Raw genomic sequence first — 16,966 nt, forward strand, 5'->3', positions numbered from 1 at the left:
CCGGAGTCTCGGTCCGCTGTGCGCGCGTGTCCGTCGCGGTGCGGGTCTGGGGCGCCGGTGTGCCTGCTGCGGTCCGGGCGTCTCGTACCCGTGTGTTCGCCGGGACCCTGACCTGCTCTGCCCGTGTGTCGACCGGAGTCTCGGTCCGCTGTGCGCGCGTGTCCGTCGCGGTGCGGGTCTGGGGCGCCGGTGTGTCTGCTGTGGTCCGGGCGTCTCGTACCTGTGTGTCCGCCGGGACCCTGACCTGCTCTGCCCGTGTGTCCATCGGAGTCTCGGTCCGCTGTGCGCGCGTGTCCGTCGCGGTGCGGGTCTGGGGCGCCGGTGTGCCTGCTGCGGTCCGGGCGTCTCGTACCCGTGTGTCCGCCGCTGCCCCGGTCCGCTGTGCTCGCGTGCTCGACGTGGCCTTGGGTTCCGGCGTCGGCGACGAAGTGCTGGGCGCCGTTCCGGTCCTGCTTTCCTTCGTCCCGGCCGCGGACCCGGTCGCTTGTGCTCGTGTGCCGGTCGTCGGGCCGCCGGGCGAGGTGGCCCAGACCTTCGCGGCCCTGGCCTGGCCGGCCCCGGTGTTCACGGAGCCGGCCACTCCCGAGCCGGGCGTTGCGGCTCCGGCCGCCGTGTCCCGTGTGCCCGGGGCGCTGGTCCGAGCGCCGCCGACGTCCGTGGGCCGGGCCTTGCCCGTGCCGGCCGCGGGGGTGGGGCGCGGGGCCATGGCCTGCGCGCCGATGCGGCCCGCCGTCGCGGGGCCGACGGTCGCGGCATCGGCACCAGCATCGGTACGGGCACCAGCACCAGCAGCGGTACCGGCACCAGCACTGGTGCCGACGGCCGGTGTGGAACGGGTCTCGGGCGTCGCCGCGGCGACGCCCGGCGGCCGCCCGGCTCCGGTGGCGGCTCCGGCCGCCGGGGCCGTTGCGCTGCCCGCCGTCGCGGTCGCCGCCGCCTGCGCGTCGTTCCTCGGGCTGGTGGCCTGGGTGGTGTCCGTCCGGACGGTGGGCGTTCTCACGGTGGGCGCGTCCACCGCGGTGGTGCTGAGCGGCGTGGGGGCGGACATCGCCCGGTTGAGCGGCGTGACGCGGATCCATCGGTGGTCGGCCGGGACGGCACCTGCCGGCGAGGTCTCGGTCGTCCGGGAGCCGGAGCGCTGGGGGCCTACCGCCGTGGAGCGGGGCGGTGCCGGACGCGACGGCGTCGCAGTTCCGGCCGGGGGCGGGCAGCCCGGCGAGGTGTCGGGCGCGCAGGCCTCGGACGGCCTCGGGGCCGGCGGTCGCGTGAGCATGTGTCGCGGGCCCGGCCGGGTACTGGTGGCCTGCGGTGTTTCGCGGTTCGTCATGGTTGTCCCTCCCCGGTGTGCCGGTGTCCCGAATGCGCTGCGGCGGTGCGCAGGTTATGCGCGGTCTGAGGGCGGAGAAACGAATTTGGGCGGGATGTCACTCGAACGAGGAGGTACGGCACGAGGGGGCGGGTTTCGCCGGACGGCCCCGGCTGCGATGATCGGAGCGTCGATTGTTAACCCGCGTTAACCGGGAGGGTGTCATGGCGCAGCAAGGGGCGGACCAGGGGACGGAGCCGGACGAGCGGAGGTTCGGGGAGTTCGTCGCCGTACGGCGGCACGGGCATGTCGCCGAGCTCGTCCTCGACCGGCCCAAGGCCATGAACGCCGTGTCCACGGACATGGCGCGTTCGATCGCCGGCGCCTGCGACGCCCTCGCCGCCGACCGGGACGTACGCGTGGTCGTGCTCACCTCCACCCACGAGCGCGCGTTCTGCGTCGGCGCCGACCTGAAGGAGCGCAACTCCTTCACCGATGCCGAGCTGGTGCGGCAGCGGCCGGTCGCGCGGGCCGCGTACACCGGCGTCCTGGAGCTGCCGATGCCGACCGTCGCCGCTGTTCACGGCTTCGCGCTGGGCGGCGGGTTCGAGCTCGCGCTGTCCTGCGACCTGATCGTGGCCGACCGTACGGCGGTCGTCGGACTGCCCGAGGTGTCCGTCGGCGTGATCCCCGGAGGCGGCGGTACGCAGCTCCTGCCGCGCCGGGTCGGTGCCGCGCGCGCGGCCGAGCTCATCTTCTCGGCACGGCGGCTGGAGGCGGCCGAGGCGCGGGAGCTGGGGCTGGTGGACGAGCTGGTGGAGGCGGGGCGGGACAGGGCGGATGCGCTCGCCCTGGCGGCCCGTATCGCCGCGAATTCCCCGGTCGGGCTGCGTGCGGCCAAGCGTGCCCTGCGGCTGGGGCACGGACTCGATCTGCGTGCCGGGCTTGAGGTGGAGGACGCGGCCTGGCGGTCCGTCGCCTTTTCCGGGGACCGGGCCGAGGGGGTCGCCGCGTTCAACGAGAAGCGCAAGCCGGAGTGGCCGGGGGAGTAGCCGGGGTCGAGTAGCTGGGGGCGAGTAGCCGGGCAGCAGCCGAGGATCAGCCGCCTCCAGGTCCGCTCCCAGATCCGCTCCGCGGTCCGCTTCCGGGTCCGCGTCCAGATCCGCTCGGGGTCCGCTTCCCAGCCCGCTTCCAGATCCGATCCCGGGTTCGATCCCCGGCCCGTTCCCGGGTTCGATCCCCGGCCCGTTCCCGGGTTCGATCCCCGGCCCCTTCCCGGGTTCGATCCCCGGCCCGTTCGCCGGTTCGCCCGGCGGTCCGCCTTCCCGTCAGGGCCGTACGACCCCGACCCCTGTTCGCTCCGCCAATATCCCGAATGTGCGCAAATATCCCTAGCCTGGGGTGATGGGTGAGGACAGTCGGCTGAGGGCCGTGGTGACGCTGGCGCAGGGGATGGCGGCGGCGCACACCCCGCGGGAGTCGTGGCGGGCCGCGGCGCTCGGCGCGTGTCACGCGCTCGCCGGGAGCTTCGCCGCGCTCTCCGTGTGGGAGCGCGAACTCGGCCGGCTGCGGGTGCTCGCCAACGTGGGCGACCGCGCCCCGGACGAGGACGAGTTCCCGGACGGGGAGGCCTACCCGGTGCACCAGTTCCCGGAGATCACCGAGTTCCTGCACGAGCGGTGGGCGGGCGGCGGTGAGCCCAACGCCTGGGTCGAGACCGCCGACGGCCCGGCGGCCGGTCCCGCCGGGTACTGCCACCAGCGGGTCGCCGCGCTGCGCAGACGCGGGCGCGGCTGCTGCGTCGTGGCGCCGATCGTGCTGCACGGACGGGCCTGGGGCGAGCTCTACGTGGCCCGTCCGGCCGGCGCCCCCGTCTTCGGCCGGGCCGACGCCGACTTCGCGACCGTCCTCGCCTCCGTCGTCGCCGCCGGGATCGCCCAGACCGAGCGCCTGGAGGAGGCCCGGCGCCTCGCCTACACCGACGCCCTGACCGGACTCGCCAACCGCCGGGCCGTGGACGTACGTCTCGACGAGGCCGTCGAGCAGCACAAGGAGGACGGGGTCGCGGTCAGTCTCGTCGTCTGCGACCTCAACGGGCTCAAGCGCGTCAACGACACCCGGGGACACGCCGTCGGCGACCGGCTCCTCGAACGGTTCGGGTCGGTGCTCTCGTTGTGCGGGGCCATGCTCCCGGGCACCCTCGCCGCGCGGCTCGGCGGCGACGAGTTCTGTCTGCTGGCGGTGGGGCCGCCGGCGGACGACGTGGTCCGTGTCGCCGACGAACTCTGCCGCCGCGCGGCCGAGTTGGAGTTCGGGGAGGGGGTGGCGTGCGGGGTCGCCTCGACCGAGGACCCGATCGGGCCCGTACGGTCGGCGCGCCGGCTGTTCCGGCTGGCGGACGCGGCCCAGTACCGCGCGAAGGCCGTCCGCGCCGCGAAGCCCGTGGTCGCCGGGCGCGAGGGCCCCGACGATCCCGTCGTGCGCCTCGCCGACGCGCCGTCGCCCACGGCCGGCGAACGCCGCAGGTTCCGCGGTCGGCACGACCGGCCCCCTGCGTGATGACGGCACGACCGGCCCCGTACGGGATGGCGACGGGAGCGGACTCGCCGGTGACCGGAGCCCTTCCGTGACCCGGGGCGGGCGGCCGCTGTGACGTACGCCGGGGTAAGGGGCCAACCGGCCACCCGCTAGTGACATCATCGAATTCACTGCGTACGCTCCTGAATATGGATATGCACACTGTGGTGGTGGGGACGTCCGGAGTGACCGCGTCCGACGTTCTCGCCGTGGCGCGCGAAGGCGCCCGGATCGAGCTCTCCGGTGAGGCGGTGGCGGCTCTCGCCGCGGCCCGCGAGATCGTGGACGCGCTGGCCGCGAAGCCGGAGCCCGTCTACGGCGTCTCCACCGGCTTCGGCGCCCTGGCGAGCCGGCACATCAGCCCGGAACTGCGCGCCCAGCTCCAGCGCAACATCGTCCGCTCGCACGCCGCCGGCATGGGCCCCCGCGTCGAGCGCGAGGTCGTCCGCGCGCTGATGTTCCTGCGGCTCAAGACCGTCTGCTCCGGGCACACCGGTGTGCGGCCCGAGGTCGCGCAGACCATGGCGGACATCCTGAACGCGGGCATCACCCCGGTCGTCCACGAGTACGGTTCGCTCGGCTGCTCCGGCGACCTGGCGCCGCTGTCCCACTGCGCCCTGACCCTGATGGGCGAGGGCGACGCCGAGGGTCCCGACGGAGTCGTGCGGCCCGCGGGCGAGCTGCTCGCCGAGGCCGGGATCACCCCGGTCGAACTGCGCGAGAAGGAGGGCCTCGCCCTCCTCAACGGCACCGACGGCATGCTCGGCATGCTGGTCATGGCCCTCGCCGACCTGGAGATGCTGTACAAGTCGGCCGACGTCTCCGCCGCGCTCTCCCTCGAAGCCCTGCTCGGCACGGACAAGGTCCTCGCCCCCGAGCTGCACGCCATCCGCCCGCACCCCGGCCAGGGTGCCAGCGCCGCCAACATGCTGGCCGTGCTGAAGGGTTCGGAACTCACCGGCCACCACCAGGACGACGCCCCGCGCGTCCAGGACGCCTACTCCGTGCGCTGCGCCCCGCAGGTCGCCGGCGCCGGCCGGGACACCCTCGCGCACGCCCGCACGGTCGCCGAGCGCGAGCTGGCCTCCGCCGTCGACAACCCGGTCGTGCTCCCCGACGGTCGGGTCGAGTCGAACGGCAACTTCCACGGCGCCCCGGTCGCCTACGTGCTCGACTTCCTGGCCATCGCCGCCGCCGACCTCGGCTCGATCGCCGAGCGCCGTACCGACCGGCTGCTCGACAAGAACCGTTCGCACGGCCTGCCGCCGTTCCTCGCGGACGACGCCGGCGTCGACTCGGGCCTGATGATCGCCCAGTACACGCAGGCCGCGCTGGTGAGCGAGATGAAGCGGCTGGCCGTACCGGCGTCCGCGGACTCCATCCCCTCCTCCGCCATGCAGGAGGACCACGTCTCCATGGGCTGGTCCGCCGCGCGCAAGCTGCGCACCTCCGTGGACAACCTGACCCGCATCGTGGCGATCGAGCTGTACGCCGCCACGCGCGCGATCGAGCTGCGTGAGGGCCTGACCCCGGCCCCGGCGTCGCGGGCGGTCATCGGCGCCGTGCGCGCGGCCGGCGTCCAGGGCCCCGGCCCGGACCGCTTCCTCTCCCCCGACCTGGCTGCCGCGGACGCGTTCGTGCGCGCCGGCGGCGTGGTGGCCGCGGTGGAGCCGGTGACCGGCCCGCTCGCCTAGGACAGGTCCCAGCGGCTGCGCCGACGGCGTTCCGTCGTACGTGGGCCGGGTGTGTCCCGGCCCACGTATCTCGCCTCGCACCCTCGCCCCGGCGTGTGCTACTGTCTCATTGATACGTTTTTGGTACCCATTTACTTTGTGCGCCTGATCGGAATCCTCCGCAGGCGCGTTTTGTTTTACCGGCATCTCCGGCATTACCCGGTGCATCTCCGGATGGGGGCCCACTACCTGTTCAGGAGAACAACATGGCTACTGGCACCGTGAAGTGGTTCAACTCGGAAAAGGGCTTCGGCTTCATCGAGCAGGACGGCGGCGGCCCCGACGTCTTCGCCCACTACTCGAACATCGCCAGCTCCGGCTTCCGTGAGCTCGTCGAGGGCCAGAAGGTCTCCTTCGAGGTCACGCAGGGCCAGAAGGGCCTGCAGGCGGAGAACATCCTCCCCGCCTAGTTCGAGGCGCGCTTTTCCAGAGCCGGGTCCCGCCCCTTCGGGTGCGGGTCCCGGCTCAGCGCTGTGACAGCTCATGCAGTCGGTGAGCGCTGTGTGTGCAGTCCGTGGGGCCCAGGAAGGAAATCCAGATCCAGCATGACTCGATCCGAACGTCCCGTCCGTAAGCGGCCGGCAAACGCACGCGCCGCACAGACCAGCGGCTCCGCGAAGAGCGCAGGTCGCGGCGCGGGCCGCGGTGGCGCCCCGCGCAAGGTAACGCCGCCGCAGGAGTTCTCCCTGCCCGAGACCGTCACCCCGGCGCTGCCCGCCGTCGAGTCCTTCGACGCGCTGGACATGCCGGCGGCCCTGACGAAGACCCTCGCGGCCCAGGGTGTCACCGATCCCTTCCCGATCCAGGGCGCCACGCTGCCCAACTCCCTCGCCGGGCGCGATGTGCTCGGCCGGGGACGTACCGGCTCCGGCAAGACGCTCGCCTTCGGCCTCGCGCTCCTCGCCCGCACGGCGGGCCGCCGTGCCGAGCCGAAGAACCCGCTCGCCCTCGTCCTCGTCCCCACGCGTGAACTCGCCCAGCAGGTCGACGACGCGATCACCCCGTACGCCACCGCGGTCAACCTGCGCGTGGCCACGGCCGTCGGCGGGATGTCGATCGGCCGTCAGTCCGGCACGCTGCGGCGCGGCGTCGAGGTGCTCGTGGCCACCCCCGGGCGGCTGAAGGACCTCATCGAGCGGGGCGACTGCGCCCTCGGCCAGGTCGCGATCACCGTGCTGGACGAGGCCGACCAGATGGCCGACATGGGCTTCATGCCGCAGGTCACCGCGCTCCTCAAGCAGGTCGAGCCGGGCGGCCAGCGGCTGCTCTTCTCGGCCACGCTCGACAAGAACATCGACAAACTCGTCAAGATGTTCCTCACCGACCCCGTGGTGCACTCCGTCGACCCGTCCGCGGGCGCGGTGACGACCATGGAGCACCACGTGCTGCACGTCGCCGACGAGACCGACAAGAAGGCGGTCGCCACGCGGATCGCCGCCCGCGACGGCCGGGTGATCCTCTTCGTCGACACCAAGCGTGGCGCCGACCGCTTCACCAAGCGGCTGCTCGCCAGCGGTGTCCGGGCCTCCGCCCTGCACGGCGGGCGCAGCCAGCCGCAGCGCAACCGCACCCTCGACCAGTTCAAGAACGGTCAGGTCACCGCGCTCGTCGCCACCAACGTGGCGGCCCGCGGCATCCACATCGACGACCTCGACCTCGTCGTCAACGTCGATCCGCCGACCGACCACAAGGACTACCTCCACCGCGGCGGCCGTACCGCCCGCGCCGGAGAGTCCGGCAGCGTCGTCACCCTCGTGCTCCCCGAGCAGAAGCGTGAGATGACGCGCCTGATGGCCGATGCCGGCATCACGCCGCGCACGGCCCGCGTCAAGTCCAGCGACGAGGAGCTCGCCCGCCTCACCGGCGCCCGCGAGCCCTCGGGCGTCCCGGTCGTCATCGAGGTCCCGCAGCAGGCCGAACAGCCCAAGCAGCGGCCCAAGGCGCGTCGTGCCCCCACCGGGGGCGGGGCCAGGCGGCCGTCGGTCGCCGGCGGCGGCACCGCCGGGCGCGCGGGTGCCGGGTCGGACGGCCAGGGCGGCCGGCAGCGCGGCGGGCGTCCGGGCACCGGCGGCGCGACGGGTGGCACGGCCACCGGACGCCGCACGAGCGCCGGCGGAACTTCCGCGGGCCGTCGTACGGAGACGGGCGGAGCGGGATCCGCGGGCCGGCGTACGGAATCCGGCGGCGGCGCGGGCCGTCGTACGGAGGCCGGTGGCGCCGGGCGTCGTACGGAGACCGGTGGTGGCGCCGGGCGTCGTACCGAGGCCGGTGGCGGCGCGGGTGCAGGTCGCTCCGGCGGTCGCGGGCGTGCTCCTCAGCGTGGTGGTCAGAGCGGCGGCCAGGGCGGTGGCGGCCGCAGGGCCGCCTGACCGGATCGGATCCGCTAGGCTTCGCCGCGGCCCCGTGCCCCCTCCGGGGCGCGGGGCCGCGGCGTGCACGGCCTCCGCGGCGTGCACGGCCTCCGCGGCATGCCCGGTCTCCGCCGCGTGCCCGGCCTCTGGGGTGTACCTGGCCTCCGGGGTGTACCTGGCCTTCTGCGCGTGCCCGGCCTGCGGCCCCGGCGGCCGCTCGTCATGACCGGACGTGACCTTTCATAACTGGCCGCGACCTTTTGCGACCGAACATGACCGGTCGGCTATGGCTCGCGGTCGCGGTCGCGGAGTTCATGCCGCGCCCGGCAACCGGGCTGTGTGCAGCGGGGGTTCAGACCTCGCCGAGGAAACCCGGATCCACGCCGTCCAGCTTGAGGGCGAAGTCCCGGTGCAGGCTGAGGAGTTCGGCCAGCGGCACCGCGCGGCGGCTCGTCGACATCAGGTCGCGCCGTGCCTCCGCCGACCACAGGAACGGCATCACGGACAGTCCCTGCGTGCCCGTCAGCGGCCCGGACTCCGCCCGCCAGCCGGGCCAGCGCAGGGTGTCGTAGAACTGGTCCGTGCCCTCACTGAGGAGCCACTGGAGCCACGCCCCGTGGCCCACTTCGAGCGCCTCCCACTTCAGTGAGTCCGGCGCGAAGTACACGATCTCGCCGGGGTGTCCCGGACGCCCCACGGACTCCGGGTCGGCGCCGTTGAGGACGAACACCCCGCCCAGCACGTCGTGGCCGACGACGAGTCCGCCGTCCCGCGGGCGCCAGTCCGGGTCGAACCGCTCGGGGAATCCGTTGACCTCGGCCAGCGAGGGAAGGTCCGTCGTACCGTCCGGCACCCCGGCCGGCAGGTCCTCGCCCGGACTGCCGTAGATCCGCACCCAGCCGCTGTCCAGCACCAGGCCGCCGCAGTTGAGCACCATCCCGCCGAGCCAGGACCGCGCGGTGATCTGCAGTTGGTGCAGGCTCGCGCGGCCCAGACCGGGGTCGACCGGCGGTACCTCCATGGACACGCCGCTGGCGGCGAGCGCCTTCGACAACAGTGGCCAGGCCGGTTCCTCGACGTCGGTCAGCTCGCTCAGCTCTCGCATGGCTTCCCTGGGGGGTGTCCGGAGCGCGGTCGATGCGCTCAGTAGGCAATCATGCGCTCACGGCGCACGGAATACGTCACGAATCCGGCGCCCAGGCCGAGGAAGAGCGTGCCGCCGACGAGATACGGCGTCGTGTCCACGGCGCCGGTGTCGGCGAGCCGGGTCCCGTCGTCGCCCGACAGTGTGCGCGGCCCGGATTCCGACTCCGTCGAGTTCCGTGTCACGGTGGTGACGCTCGGTGCGGACGACGGTGCCGTCGCGCTCGGAGTGGGAACGTCCTGGGTCGCGTTGGCGGACGGGACGAACCACAGGGCACCCAGGAGGGTCCCCGCTGCGGTGGCGGTCAGCAACGATCGACGTGCGGCGGACACGAAATATCGATCCCCTTGTGGCGCTTGCGAATTGGCCGTGTGGGGCGATGCTAATGAAAGGCGCGGGTCGTGGGAAAGTCGCGCATCCCAAGGGCCGTACGCTCCCTCCCATGAGTACCCCTGAGACTTCACAGTTTGTCCGGCTTCGTGTCGAACTCGTGCTGGAAATCGATGACGCCGACGCCGTCACCAAGGCCGCGCTGCGCCGGATCGGCGACGACACGGACATGCCGGCCGACGAACGGTCGCACGCCGAGGGCGCAGTGACGGAAGACACGGCTGAGGCTCTGGCCTATCTCGTGGACCCGTTCGACCTGGTCAGCGAGGTGCCCGGGATCGAGCTCGCCCAGGCTTCGTGGAGCAGCGAGCCCATTGACTACGATCCCGATTCGCCGGATTGGGACATCGACGAGGATGATGCTGACGAGGACGACGAGGAAGACGTGCGCGGCTGACGCGGTTCGGGAAGCGTGTGACCCCGGCCGGCCGTCGCCGTCCGGGGTTCCCCGTCCCCGGTGACGCACCGGCAACCCCCGCACCACTTCGGTAGTTCGGCCCATGGGTCCGAACACGGCGAACGTGGCGTGGACCACACTTCCGCACGATGCGGAACGGGGCGAACCGGTTGCGGCGTTCACTGTACTTACGGGGCTCCCGTGGTTCTTTCGGGATTCGGCAACGATGGAGAAGCGTGTGATGACGGACAGTAAGCGGCGCAAGCGTCTGATGACCGCGTCCGCACTGCTCGGCGGGGTGCTGGTGCTCTCTGCGTGCAGCGGAGGCGGAGGCAAGGCCAACGCGTCGGACGGCGGCGACCCCACGTCGCAGGCCAAGGTCGACGAGGCGGCAGCCAAGAAGACCTCCGAGGCCCTGATCAAGATCACGCCCGCGGACGGTTCCGACAACGCCTCGATCAACAACGGCACCGCTGTCACGGTCAGCAAGGGCTCGCTCACGTCCGTCACGATGAAGACCGCCACCGGAACCCCCGTGGCCGGTCAGATATCGCCGGACAAGAAGAGCTGGAAGCCCCTCGACAAGCTGGCCCGCGCCACCACGTACAAGATCGCCGCGGTGGCCGCCGACTCCGCGGGCCGCACGGCCAACGAGAACGCGTCGTTCACCACGGTCTCCCCGGCCAACAGCTTCATCGGCAACTTCACGCCGGAGGACGGCTCCACCGTCGGCGTCGGCATGCCGGTCTCGATCAACTTCGACAAGGCGATCACCAACAAGGCCGCCGTGCAGAAGGGGATCACCGTCTCCTCCAGCAGCGGCCAGGAGGTCGTCGGACACTGGTTCAACGCCAACCGCCTGGACTTCCGGCCCGAGAACTACTGGACCGGCGGCTCCACCGTCACCCTCAAGCTGAACCTGGACGGGGTCCAGGGCGCGAGCGGTGTCTACGGCGTGCAGCAGAAGACGGTCACCTTCAAGATCGGCCGCAACCAGGTCTCCATCGTCGACGCCCAGACGAAGACGATGAAGGTCACCCAGAACGGCAAGGTCGTCAAGACCATCCCGATCTCCGCGGGTGCCCCGGACCACACGACGTACCAGGGCCAGATGGTGATCTCCGAGAAGTTCAAGGAGACCCGGATGGACGGCTCGACGGTCGGCTTCAAGAAGAACGACGGCAAGGGCGAGTACGACATCAAGGACGTGCCGCACGCGATGCGTCTGTCGAACTCCGGCACCTTCATCCACGGCAACTACTGGGGCGCGAAGTCCGTCTTCGGCTCCGTCAACACCAGTCACGGCTGTGTGGGCCTGTCCGACACCAAGGGCGCCAACGACCCCAACACGCCCGCCGCGTGGTTCTTCAACAACTCGCTGGTCGGTGACGTCGTGGTCGTCAAGAACACCGGCGACAAGGCCATCGCCCCGGACAACGGCCTCAACGGCTGGAACCTGAACTGGGCGGCCTGGAAGGCCGGTTCGGCCGTCTGAGACCGAGGCAGTACCTGACGCCGATGCGGCGGCGGCCCCCACGGGCCGCCGCCGCATCGGCGTTTCTCAAAGATTTCTGGGCCCGGCCACAGCCTTCTCATCCTTCTCTTATTTCGGCCTTATGCCTTCATCACATCCTGTACCTAGCTTGCGGCCATGTTCTTCACCTACCTGAGGCGCGAACTGCGCCGCCGCAGAAAGGCGGCCCTCGTCGTCGCCTCCGGGCTCGCCCTGGGCATCGCCCTGGTCATCGTGGTCAGCTCGGTGTCCTCGGGCATGCAGACGGCCCAGGGCAAGGTCCTCCAGTCGCTGTACGGGCTGGGGACCGACATGACCGTCACCAAGGCCGCGGCGCCGGCCACCAGCACCAGCCAGCGCCCGCGCTTCAACTTCGACGCGAACGACAACGGTTCCGACAAGGAGCAGAGCAGCGACCGCGTCCTGGTCCAGGGCTTCCAGACCCTGGCCTCCTCCACCGTCGCCAAGGTCGACTCCCAGAAGGGCGTCGCGGACGCCGTCGGCGGACTGAGCCTCCAAGTCATCCGGATCAACGGCCAGTTCACCCGCGGCCAGTTCCAGCAGAACCCCGGCAGCGGCAGCGGGCAGCGCGGTCGTGGCGGCGCCCAGCCCTCGCCGCAGGGCACCGTCAAGGGCGGCGGCGCCAACTTCGACGTCAACAACTACTCGGTCTACGGCACCGACGTCACCAAGCCCGCTCTGGGCCCGCTGACTTCGTCGAAGATCACCAGCGGTCGTACGTTCAAGACCTCCGAGACGAACGCCAAGGTCGTCGTCGCGGACACGTCGTACGCCAAGGAGAAAAAGCTCAAGCTCGGTGGCACCGTCACCATCAAGAGCGTCACGTACAAGATCGTCGGCATCGCGACGCCCGACAGCGGTGACGCGGCGGCCAACCTCTACATCCCGCTCCAGCAGGCGCAGACGCTCAGCGGCTCCAAGAACAAGGTCACCACGATCTACGTCAAGGCGTCGGACTCGCAGCAGATCTCCGGCGTCAAGGGCACCATCCAGAAGAACATCTCGGGTACGACGGTCACCACCTCCGCGGACCTCGCGAGCACCGTCTCCGGCTCCCTCTCCACGGCCTCCAACCTCGCCTCGAACGTGGGCAAGTGGCTGTCGATCGCGGTGCTCGTGGCCGCGTTCCTGGTCGCCGGTCTGCTCACCTCCTCCGCGGTCTCGCGCCGGGTGCGCGAGTTCGGCACCCTCAAGGCGCTCGGCTGGACGTCGAGCCGGGTGACCCGCCAGGTGGTCGGCGAGGCCATCGTCAACGGCCTGGTCGGCGGCGCCCTCGGTATCGCGCTCGGCCTCGCCGGCGCCTACGTCGTCACCGAGATCAGCCCCACCCTCCAGGCGCAGCTCGGGAGCACGGGCGGCGGCCGGGGCGGCGGTGGCGGATTCGGAGGCGGCGGGGGCGGCTTCGGCGGCCCGGGGCGGCAGACCGCCTCCAAGGCCCTCGACGTGGCACTCACCGCGCCCGTGAGCGTCGACATCATCGCCGTCGCGGTCGCCCTGGCCGTCGCCGGCGGTCTGATCGCCGGCGCCTTCGGCGGCTGGCGCGCCTCCAGGCTGCGTCCCGCGGACGCCCTGCGCCGCGTCGAATAAGCCCCGCCCCTTACGTACTTACGTATCCCAGGAGTTGCACCATGTACGAACTCAGAGGCGTCACCAAGCGCTACCAGCGGGGCAAGGAAACGATCAACGCGCTCGACGGAGTCGACCTGACGATCGCGGACGGCGACCGGCTCGTCATCCAGGGCCCGACCGGCGGCGGCAAGTCCACCCTGCTCCAGATGCTGGGCGGGCTCGACCGTCCCACCCTGGGCAGTGTCGAACTCGACGGCACCGACATGGCGAAGCTGTCCGAGGGGAGACTCACCAAGGTCCGCAGCGAGAACATCGGCTTCGTCTTCCAGAGCTTCAACCTGATCCCCACGCTCACCGCCCAGGAGAACGTGGAGACCGCGCTCGTACCCCTCCGCGTGAAGGCGAAGGAACGGCGTGAACGGGCCGCCGCCGCACTGGAGTCCGTGGGGCTCGCCGAGCGGCTCGGACACCTGCCCGCCGAGCTGTCGGGCGGTCAGCAGCAGCGGGTGGCGATCGCGCGCGCCCTGGTCAAGCAGCCCAAGGTGCTGCTCGCCGACGAGCCCACCGGAAACCTCGACGAGTCCATGCGCGACGAGATCATGGACGTACTCGAAGCCATGTGGAAGGAGCACGGGCTCACCTTCATCATGGTCACGCACGACTCCTCGATCGCGAAGAAGGCCCCACGGGTCGCGACGATCCGCAAGGGAAAGATCACCGTCAAGGAGAACGCGGGCGCCTAGCGGGGAGGGGCCGACGACCTCGGTCCCCGGTACACGGCGGGGGAAGTGAGCCCGCAGCGAACGGGCCACCGGAAACAGGGCTTCCGGTGGCCGTTCGTGTTTGTGTGGGGACATGACCGTTTCGACAGTCGAATACATCCGGTACCGGATTCCCGAGCACCAGTCGGCCGAGTTCCTGGCCGCCTACACCCGGGCCGCCGTCCAGCTCGCCGCGGCCCCGCAGTGCGTCGACTACGAACTCGCGCGCTGCGAGGAGGACTTCGAGCACTTCATCCTGAGGATCACCTGGACCTCGACGCAGGACCACGTCGAGGGCTTCCGCACCTCCGAGCTCTTCCCCGACTTCCTCGCCGAGATCCGCCCCTACATCGGCAGCATCGAGGAGATGCGCCACTACAAGCCGACGTCGGTGCGCGGCCGGGGCGCCTCCGTGCCCACGCTCTACGCCTGGGCGGGCGGCGCCGAGGCCTTCACCCGTCTCACCGAGGCGTTCTACGACAAGGTCCTCAAGGACGATCTCCTCGCGCCCGTGTTCGCGGACCTCGCCCCCGAGCACGCCGCTCATGTCGCCCTCTGGCTCGGCGAGGTCTTCGGCGGACCGCCGGCGTACTCCGAGACCCAGGGCGGTCACGGTCACATGGTCGCCAAACACCTGGGCAAGGGCATCACCGAGGTACAGCGCCGCCGCTGGGTCAACCTGCTCCAGGACGCCGCCGACGACGCGGGTCTGCCCACCGACGCCGAGTTCCGCTCCGCCTTCCTCGCGTACACCGAGTGGGGCACGCGGCTGGCCGTGTACTACTCCGGCCCGGACGCGAAGCCGCCGGCGGAGCAGCCGGTACCGAAGTGGACCTGGGGGGCCGCACCGCCCTACCAGCCCTGACCGGTGAGGCGTGATCGGTGATCGGCGATACGTGAGCTGTGATCGGTGGTTGTCGGAGCGGCCGGCGGTCCGCCGGTCACTGGGGGGCGGACGTGCCCGCGCGGGTCGCGTCCGTTCCCCACGACGCCAGCAGCCGCAGCGCCTCCGACGAGGTCGACCCCGGCTCCGCGTGGTACGTGATCAGGGCCAGCTCGGTGTCGCCGACCAGCCGGAACGACTCGAACTGCAACGCGAGGTCGCCCACCAGCGGATGCCGCAGCAGCTTCACCCCGTGGCTCTTCTCCTTCACGTCGTGCGTCGCCCACAGCCGCCGGAAGTCCTCGCTCTTCACGGACAGCTCCCCGACCAGCGCGGCCAGCCGCGGATCGTCGGGATGGCAGCCCGCGTCCATGCGCAGCAGGCACACGATGTCGATCGCCTTCTGCTCCCACTCCACGAACAGGTCCCGGTACTCGGGCTTCAGGAAGACCATCCGCGCCCAGTTCCGCTCCTGCGGCGGCAGCTCCGACCAGTCCCCGAACACGGCCGCGGCCATCCGGTTCCAGGCGAGCACGTCGGAGCGCCGCCCGGTGATGTACGCCGGGACGCCGTCGAGCGTGTCGAGCAGCTGACGCAGCGCGCCGCGCACCTGCTGCGGCCGGGCCGCCTGCTTCTTCTTGTGCTGCTTGGGCTTCGCGAGGTGCGTGAGGTGGTTGTGCTCGGCGTCCGTCAGCCGCAGCGCCCGCGCGATGGAGTCCAGCACCTCCGCCGACACATTGCGCCCGTTGCCCTGCTCCAGGCGCGTGTAGTAGGCGACGGACACACCGGCGAGCTGGGCCAGCTCCTCGCGGCGCAGCCCGGGCACCCGGCGGTGCCGCCCGAAGTCGGGCATCCCGACGTCCTCCGGCTTCAGCCGGGCGCGGCGGCTGCGCAGGAACTCGCTGAGCTCGGCGCGCCGGTCCAGCGGGTGGGCCGCCTCCCCGGCGGGCCCCACAGAGGGCTGTTCATCCATCCGTCCAGTATTCACGGTCGTACGTTGCGAAGCCTGACCCCGCCAGTAGTAGGACCAGCGGACATACGCAGAACCGTGACCTGGGTGAATCCTCGGGGATCGGGCAGGCTGAACGCCGTGCCCGACGGAAGACAGCCGGGCACGTTCCACCCCCCTCCCGAGGAGAACCCCGGCATGACCACTGTCGTTGCGTACGCCGCTCCCGCCGCCAAGGCTCCGCTGGAGCGCACCACCATCGAGCGTCGCGAGGTCGGAGAGCACGACGTCCTGATCGACATCAAGTTCGCCGGCATCTGCCACTCCGACATCCACCAGGCCCGTGAGGGCTGGGGAGAGGCCACCTTCCCGATGGTGCCGGGCCACGAGATCGCCGGCATCGTCTCCGAGGTCGGTTCCGGCGTCACCAGGTTCAAGGTCGGCGACCGTGCGGGCGTCGGCTGCCTGGTCGACTCCTGCCGCGAGTGCGACAACTGCAAGGCCGGTCTGGAGCAGTACTGCACCGGCGGCGGCGTGGGCACGTACAACTCCGTCGGCAAGGACGGCAAGCCCACCTACGGCGGCTACTCCGAGAAGATCGTCGTCGACGAGAACTACACCCTGCGCATCCCCGACGGCATCTCCCTCGACGTGGCCGCGCCGCTGCTCTGCGCCGGCATCACCACGTACAGCCCGCTCAAGCACTGGAACGCGGGCCCCGGCAAGAAGGTCGCCGTCCTCGGCATGGGCGGTCTCGGCCACATGGGCGTCAAGATCGCCCACGCGCTGGGCGCCGAGGTCACGGTCCTCTCCCAGTCGCTGCGCAAGAAGGACGACGGTCTCAAGCTCGGCGCGGACCACTACTACGCCACCAGCGACCCGGAGACCTTCAAGGAACTGCGCGGCACGTTCGACCTGATCCTTTCCACCGTCTCCGCCCCGCTGGACCTGGACGCGTACCTCGCCCTGCTGCGGACGGACGGCGCCTTCGTGAACGTGGGCGCGCCCGAGGAGCCGGTCCGGCTGAACCTCTTCTCGGTGATCGGCGGCCGCAAGACCCTCGCGGGCTCCGGCATCGGCGGCATCCAGGAGACCCAGGAGATGCTGGACTTCTGCGCCGAGCACGGCTTCGGCGCCGAGATCGAGCTGATCGACGCGTCCGAGATCAACGAGGCGTACGAGCGGGTGCTGGCGAGCGACGTCCGCTACCGCTTCGTGATCGACACGGCCACGCTCTAGCCAGTGGCACCTGGGCGCCGGGGGGGGGGGGGGCCCCGGGGGGGGGCCGGGGGGGTGCCCCCCGGGGGGACCAGCGCGCATGGCCCGGGGGGGCGGCCCACCGCGCTGGGGGGTGCGGGGCGGCGGGTTCGGG

The 16,966-nt window shown here is 71.5% G+C and carries 14 protein-coding genes; 11 read left to right on the top strand and 3 right to left on the bottom strand.

Features of this window, described 5'->3' with window-relative positions:
* The first annotated feature begins 1,530 nt into the window (after positions 1–1,530).
* From ACIQRL_RS19030 to ACIQRL_RS19050, 5 genes are all read left to right on the top strand, one after another.
* Positions 1,531–2,358 (top strand): enoyl-CoA hydratase/isomerase family protein, encoded by an 828-nt coding sequence (locus ACIQRL_RS19030; RefSeq protein ID WP_401332652.1) that lies wholly within the window; start codon positions 1,531–1,533, stop codon positions 2,356–2,358.
* A 352-nt stretch (positions 2,359–2,710) separates the two neighbouring features.
* On the top strand, positions 2,711–3,865 hold the full coding sequence (locus tag ACIQRL_RS19035; RefSeq protein ID WP_401332654.1) for a diguanylate cyclase domain-containing protein: 1,155 nt from the start codon (positions 2,711–2,713) through the stop codon (positions 3,863–3,865).
* Positions 3,866–4,038: 173 nt separating this feature from the next.
* Positions 4,039–5,577, top strand: coding sequence for a histidine ammonia-lyase (hutH, locus tag ACIQRL_RS19040; protein ID WP_401333352.1), 1,539 nt, complete (start codon positions 4,039–4,041; stop codon positions 5,575–5,577).
* Positions 5,578–5,822: 245 nt separating this feature from the next.
* On the top strand, positions 5,823–6,026 hold the full coding sequence (locus ACIQRL_RS19045) for a cold-shock protein (RefSeq protein WP_261702157.1): 204 nt from the start codon (positions 5,823–5,825) through the stop codon (positions 6,024–6,026).
* 135 nt (positions 6,027–6,161) lie between these two features.
* Entirely contained in the window at positions 6,162–7,985 is a 1,824-nt protein-coding gene (locus ACIQRL_RS19050) for a DEAD/DEAH box helicase (RefSeq protein WP_401332656.1), read from the top strand.
* A gap of 334 nt (positions 7,986–8,319) precedes the next feature.
* Here the strand turns inward: ACIQRL_RS19050 and ACIQRL_RS19055 are convergent, their stop codons facing one another.
* Together ACIQRL_RS19055 and ACIQRL_RS19060 are read right to left on the bottom strand one after the other, a co-directional pair.
* Positions 8,320–9,072: a DUF2625 family protein gene (locus ACIQRL_RS19055; protein WP_401332658.1), complete on the bottom strand. Its 753-nt coding sequence runs from the start codon at positions 9,070–9,072 to the stop codon at positions 8,320–8,322.
* A gap of 38 nt (positions 9,073–9,110) precedes the next feature.
* The gene (locus ACIQRL_RS19060; RefSeq protein WP_401332660.1) at positions 9,111–9,443 is read right to left on the bottom strand and encodes a hypothetical protein; all 333 of its coding nucleotides are present in this window, start codon (positions 9,441–9,443) and stop codon (positions 9,111–9,113) included.
* 110 nt (positions 9,444–9,553) lie between these two features.
* Between ACIQRL_RS19060 and ACIQRL_RS19065 the strand changes: the two genes are divergently transcribed.
* From ACIQRL_RS19065 to ACIQRL_RS19085, 5 genes are all read left to right on the top strand, one after another.
* Complete coding sequence (locus ACIQRL_RS19065) at positions 9,554–9,898, top strand: hypothetical protein (protein WP_401332662.1); 345 nt, start codon at positions 9,554–9,556, stop codon at positions 9,896–9,898.
* A 241-nt stretch (positions 9,899–10,139) separates the two neighbouring features.
* Positions 10,140–11,393 carry an Ig-like domain-containing protein gene (locus ACIQRL_RS19070; protein ID WP_401332664.1) on the top strand — a complete coding sequence of 418 codons (1,254 nt, stop codon included), beginning with the start codon at positions 10,140–10,142 and terminating at the stop codon, positions 11,391–11,393.
* Between the two features lie 156 nt (positions 11,394–11,549).
* Positions 11,550–13,019: an ABC transporter permease gene (locus ACIQRL_RS19075; RefSeq protein ID WP_401332665.1), complete on the top strand. Its 1,470-nt coding sequence runs from the start codon at positions 11,550–11,552 to the stop codon at positions 13,017–13,019.
* A gap of 41 nt (positions 13,020–13,060) precedes the next feature.
* Positions 13,061–13,744 (top strand): ABC transporter ATP-binding protein, encoded by a 684-nt coding sequence (locus tag ACIQRL_RS19080; RefSeq protein WP_401332666.1) that lies wholly within the window; start codon positions 13,061–13,063, stop codon positions 13,742–13,744.
* Positions 13,745–13,856: 112 nt separating this feature from the next.
* Positions 13,857–14,627, top strand: a complete 771-nt coding sequence (locus tag ACIQRL_RS19085) for a group II truncated hemoglobin (protein WP_401332668.1) — start codon at positions 13,857–13,859, stop codon at positions 14,625–14,627.
* Between the two features lie 76 nt (positions 14,628–14,703).
* Here ACIQRL_RS19085 and ACIQRL_RS19090 read toward each other — a convergent pair whose 3' ends face one another.
* Positions 14,704–15,618, bottom strand: coding sequence for a helix-turn-helix domain-containing protein (locus ACIQRL_RS19090; RefSeq protein WP_401332670.1), 915 nt, complete (start codon positions 15,616–15,618; stop codon positions 14,704–14,706).
* Between the two features lie 174 nt (positions 15,619–15,792).
* Here ACIQRL_RS19090 and ACIQRL_RS19095 point away from each other — a divergent pair, with 174 nt between their 5' ends.
* Positions 15,793–16,833, top strand: a complete 1,041-nt coding sequence (locus ACIQRL_RS19095; protein ID WP_401332672.1) for an NAD(P)-dependent alcohol dehydrogenase — start codon at positions 15,793–15,795, stop codon at positions 16,831–16,833.
* Positions 16,834–16,966: the final 133 nt, after the last annotated feature.

The organism is Streptomyces sp. NPDC091209, from assembly GCF_044757755.1.
GTDB lineage: Bacteria > Actinomycetota > Actinomycetes > Streptomycetales > Streptomycetaceae > Streptomyces.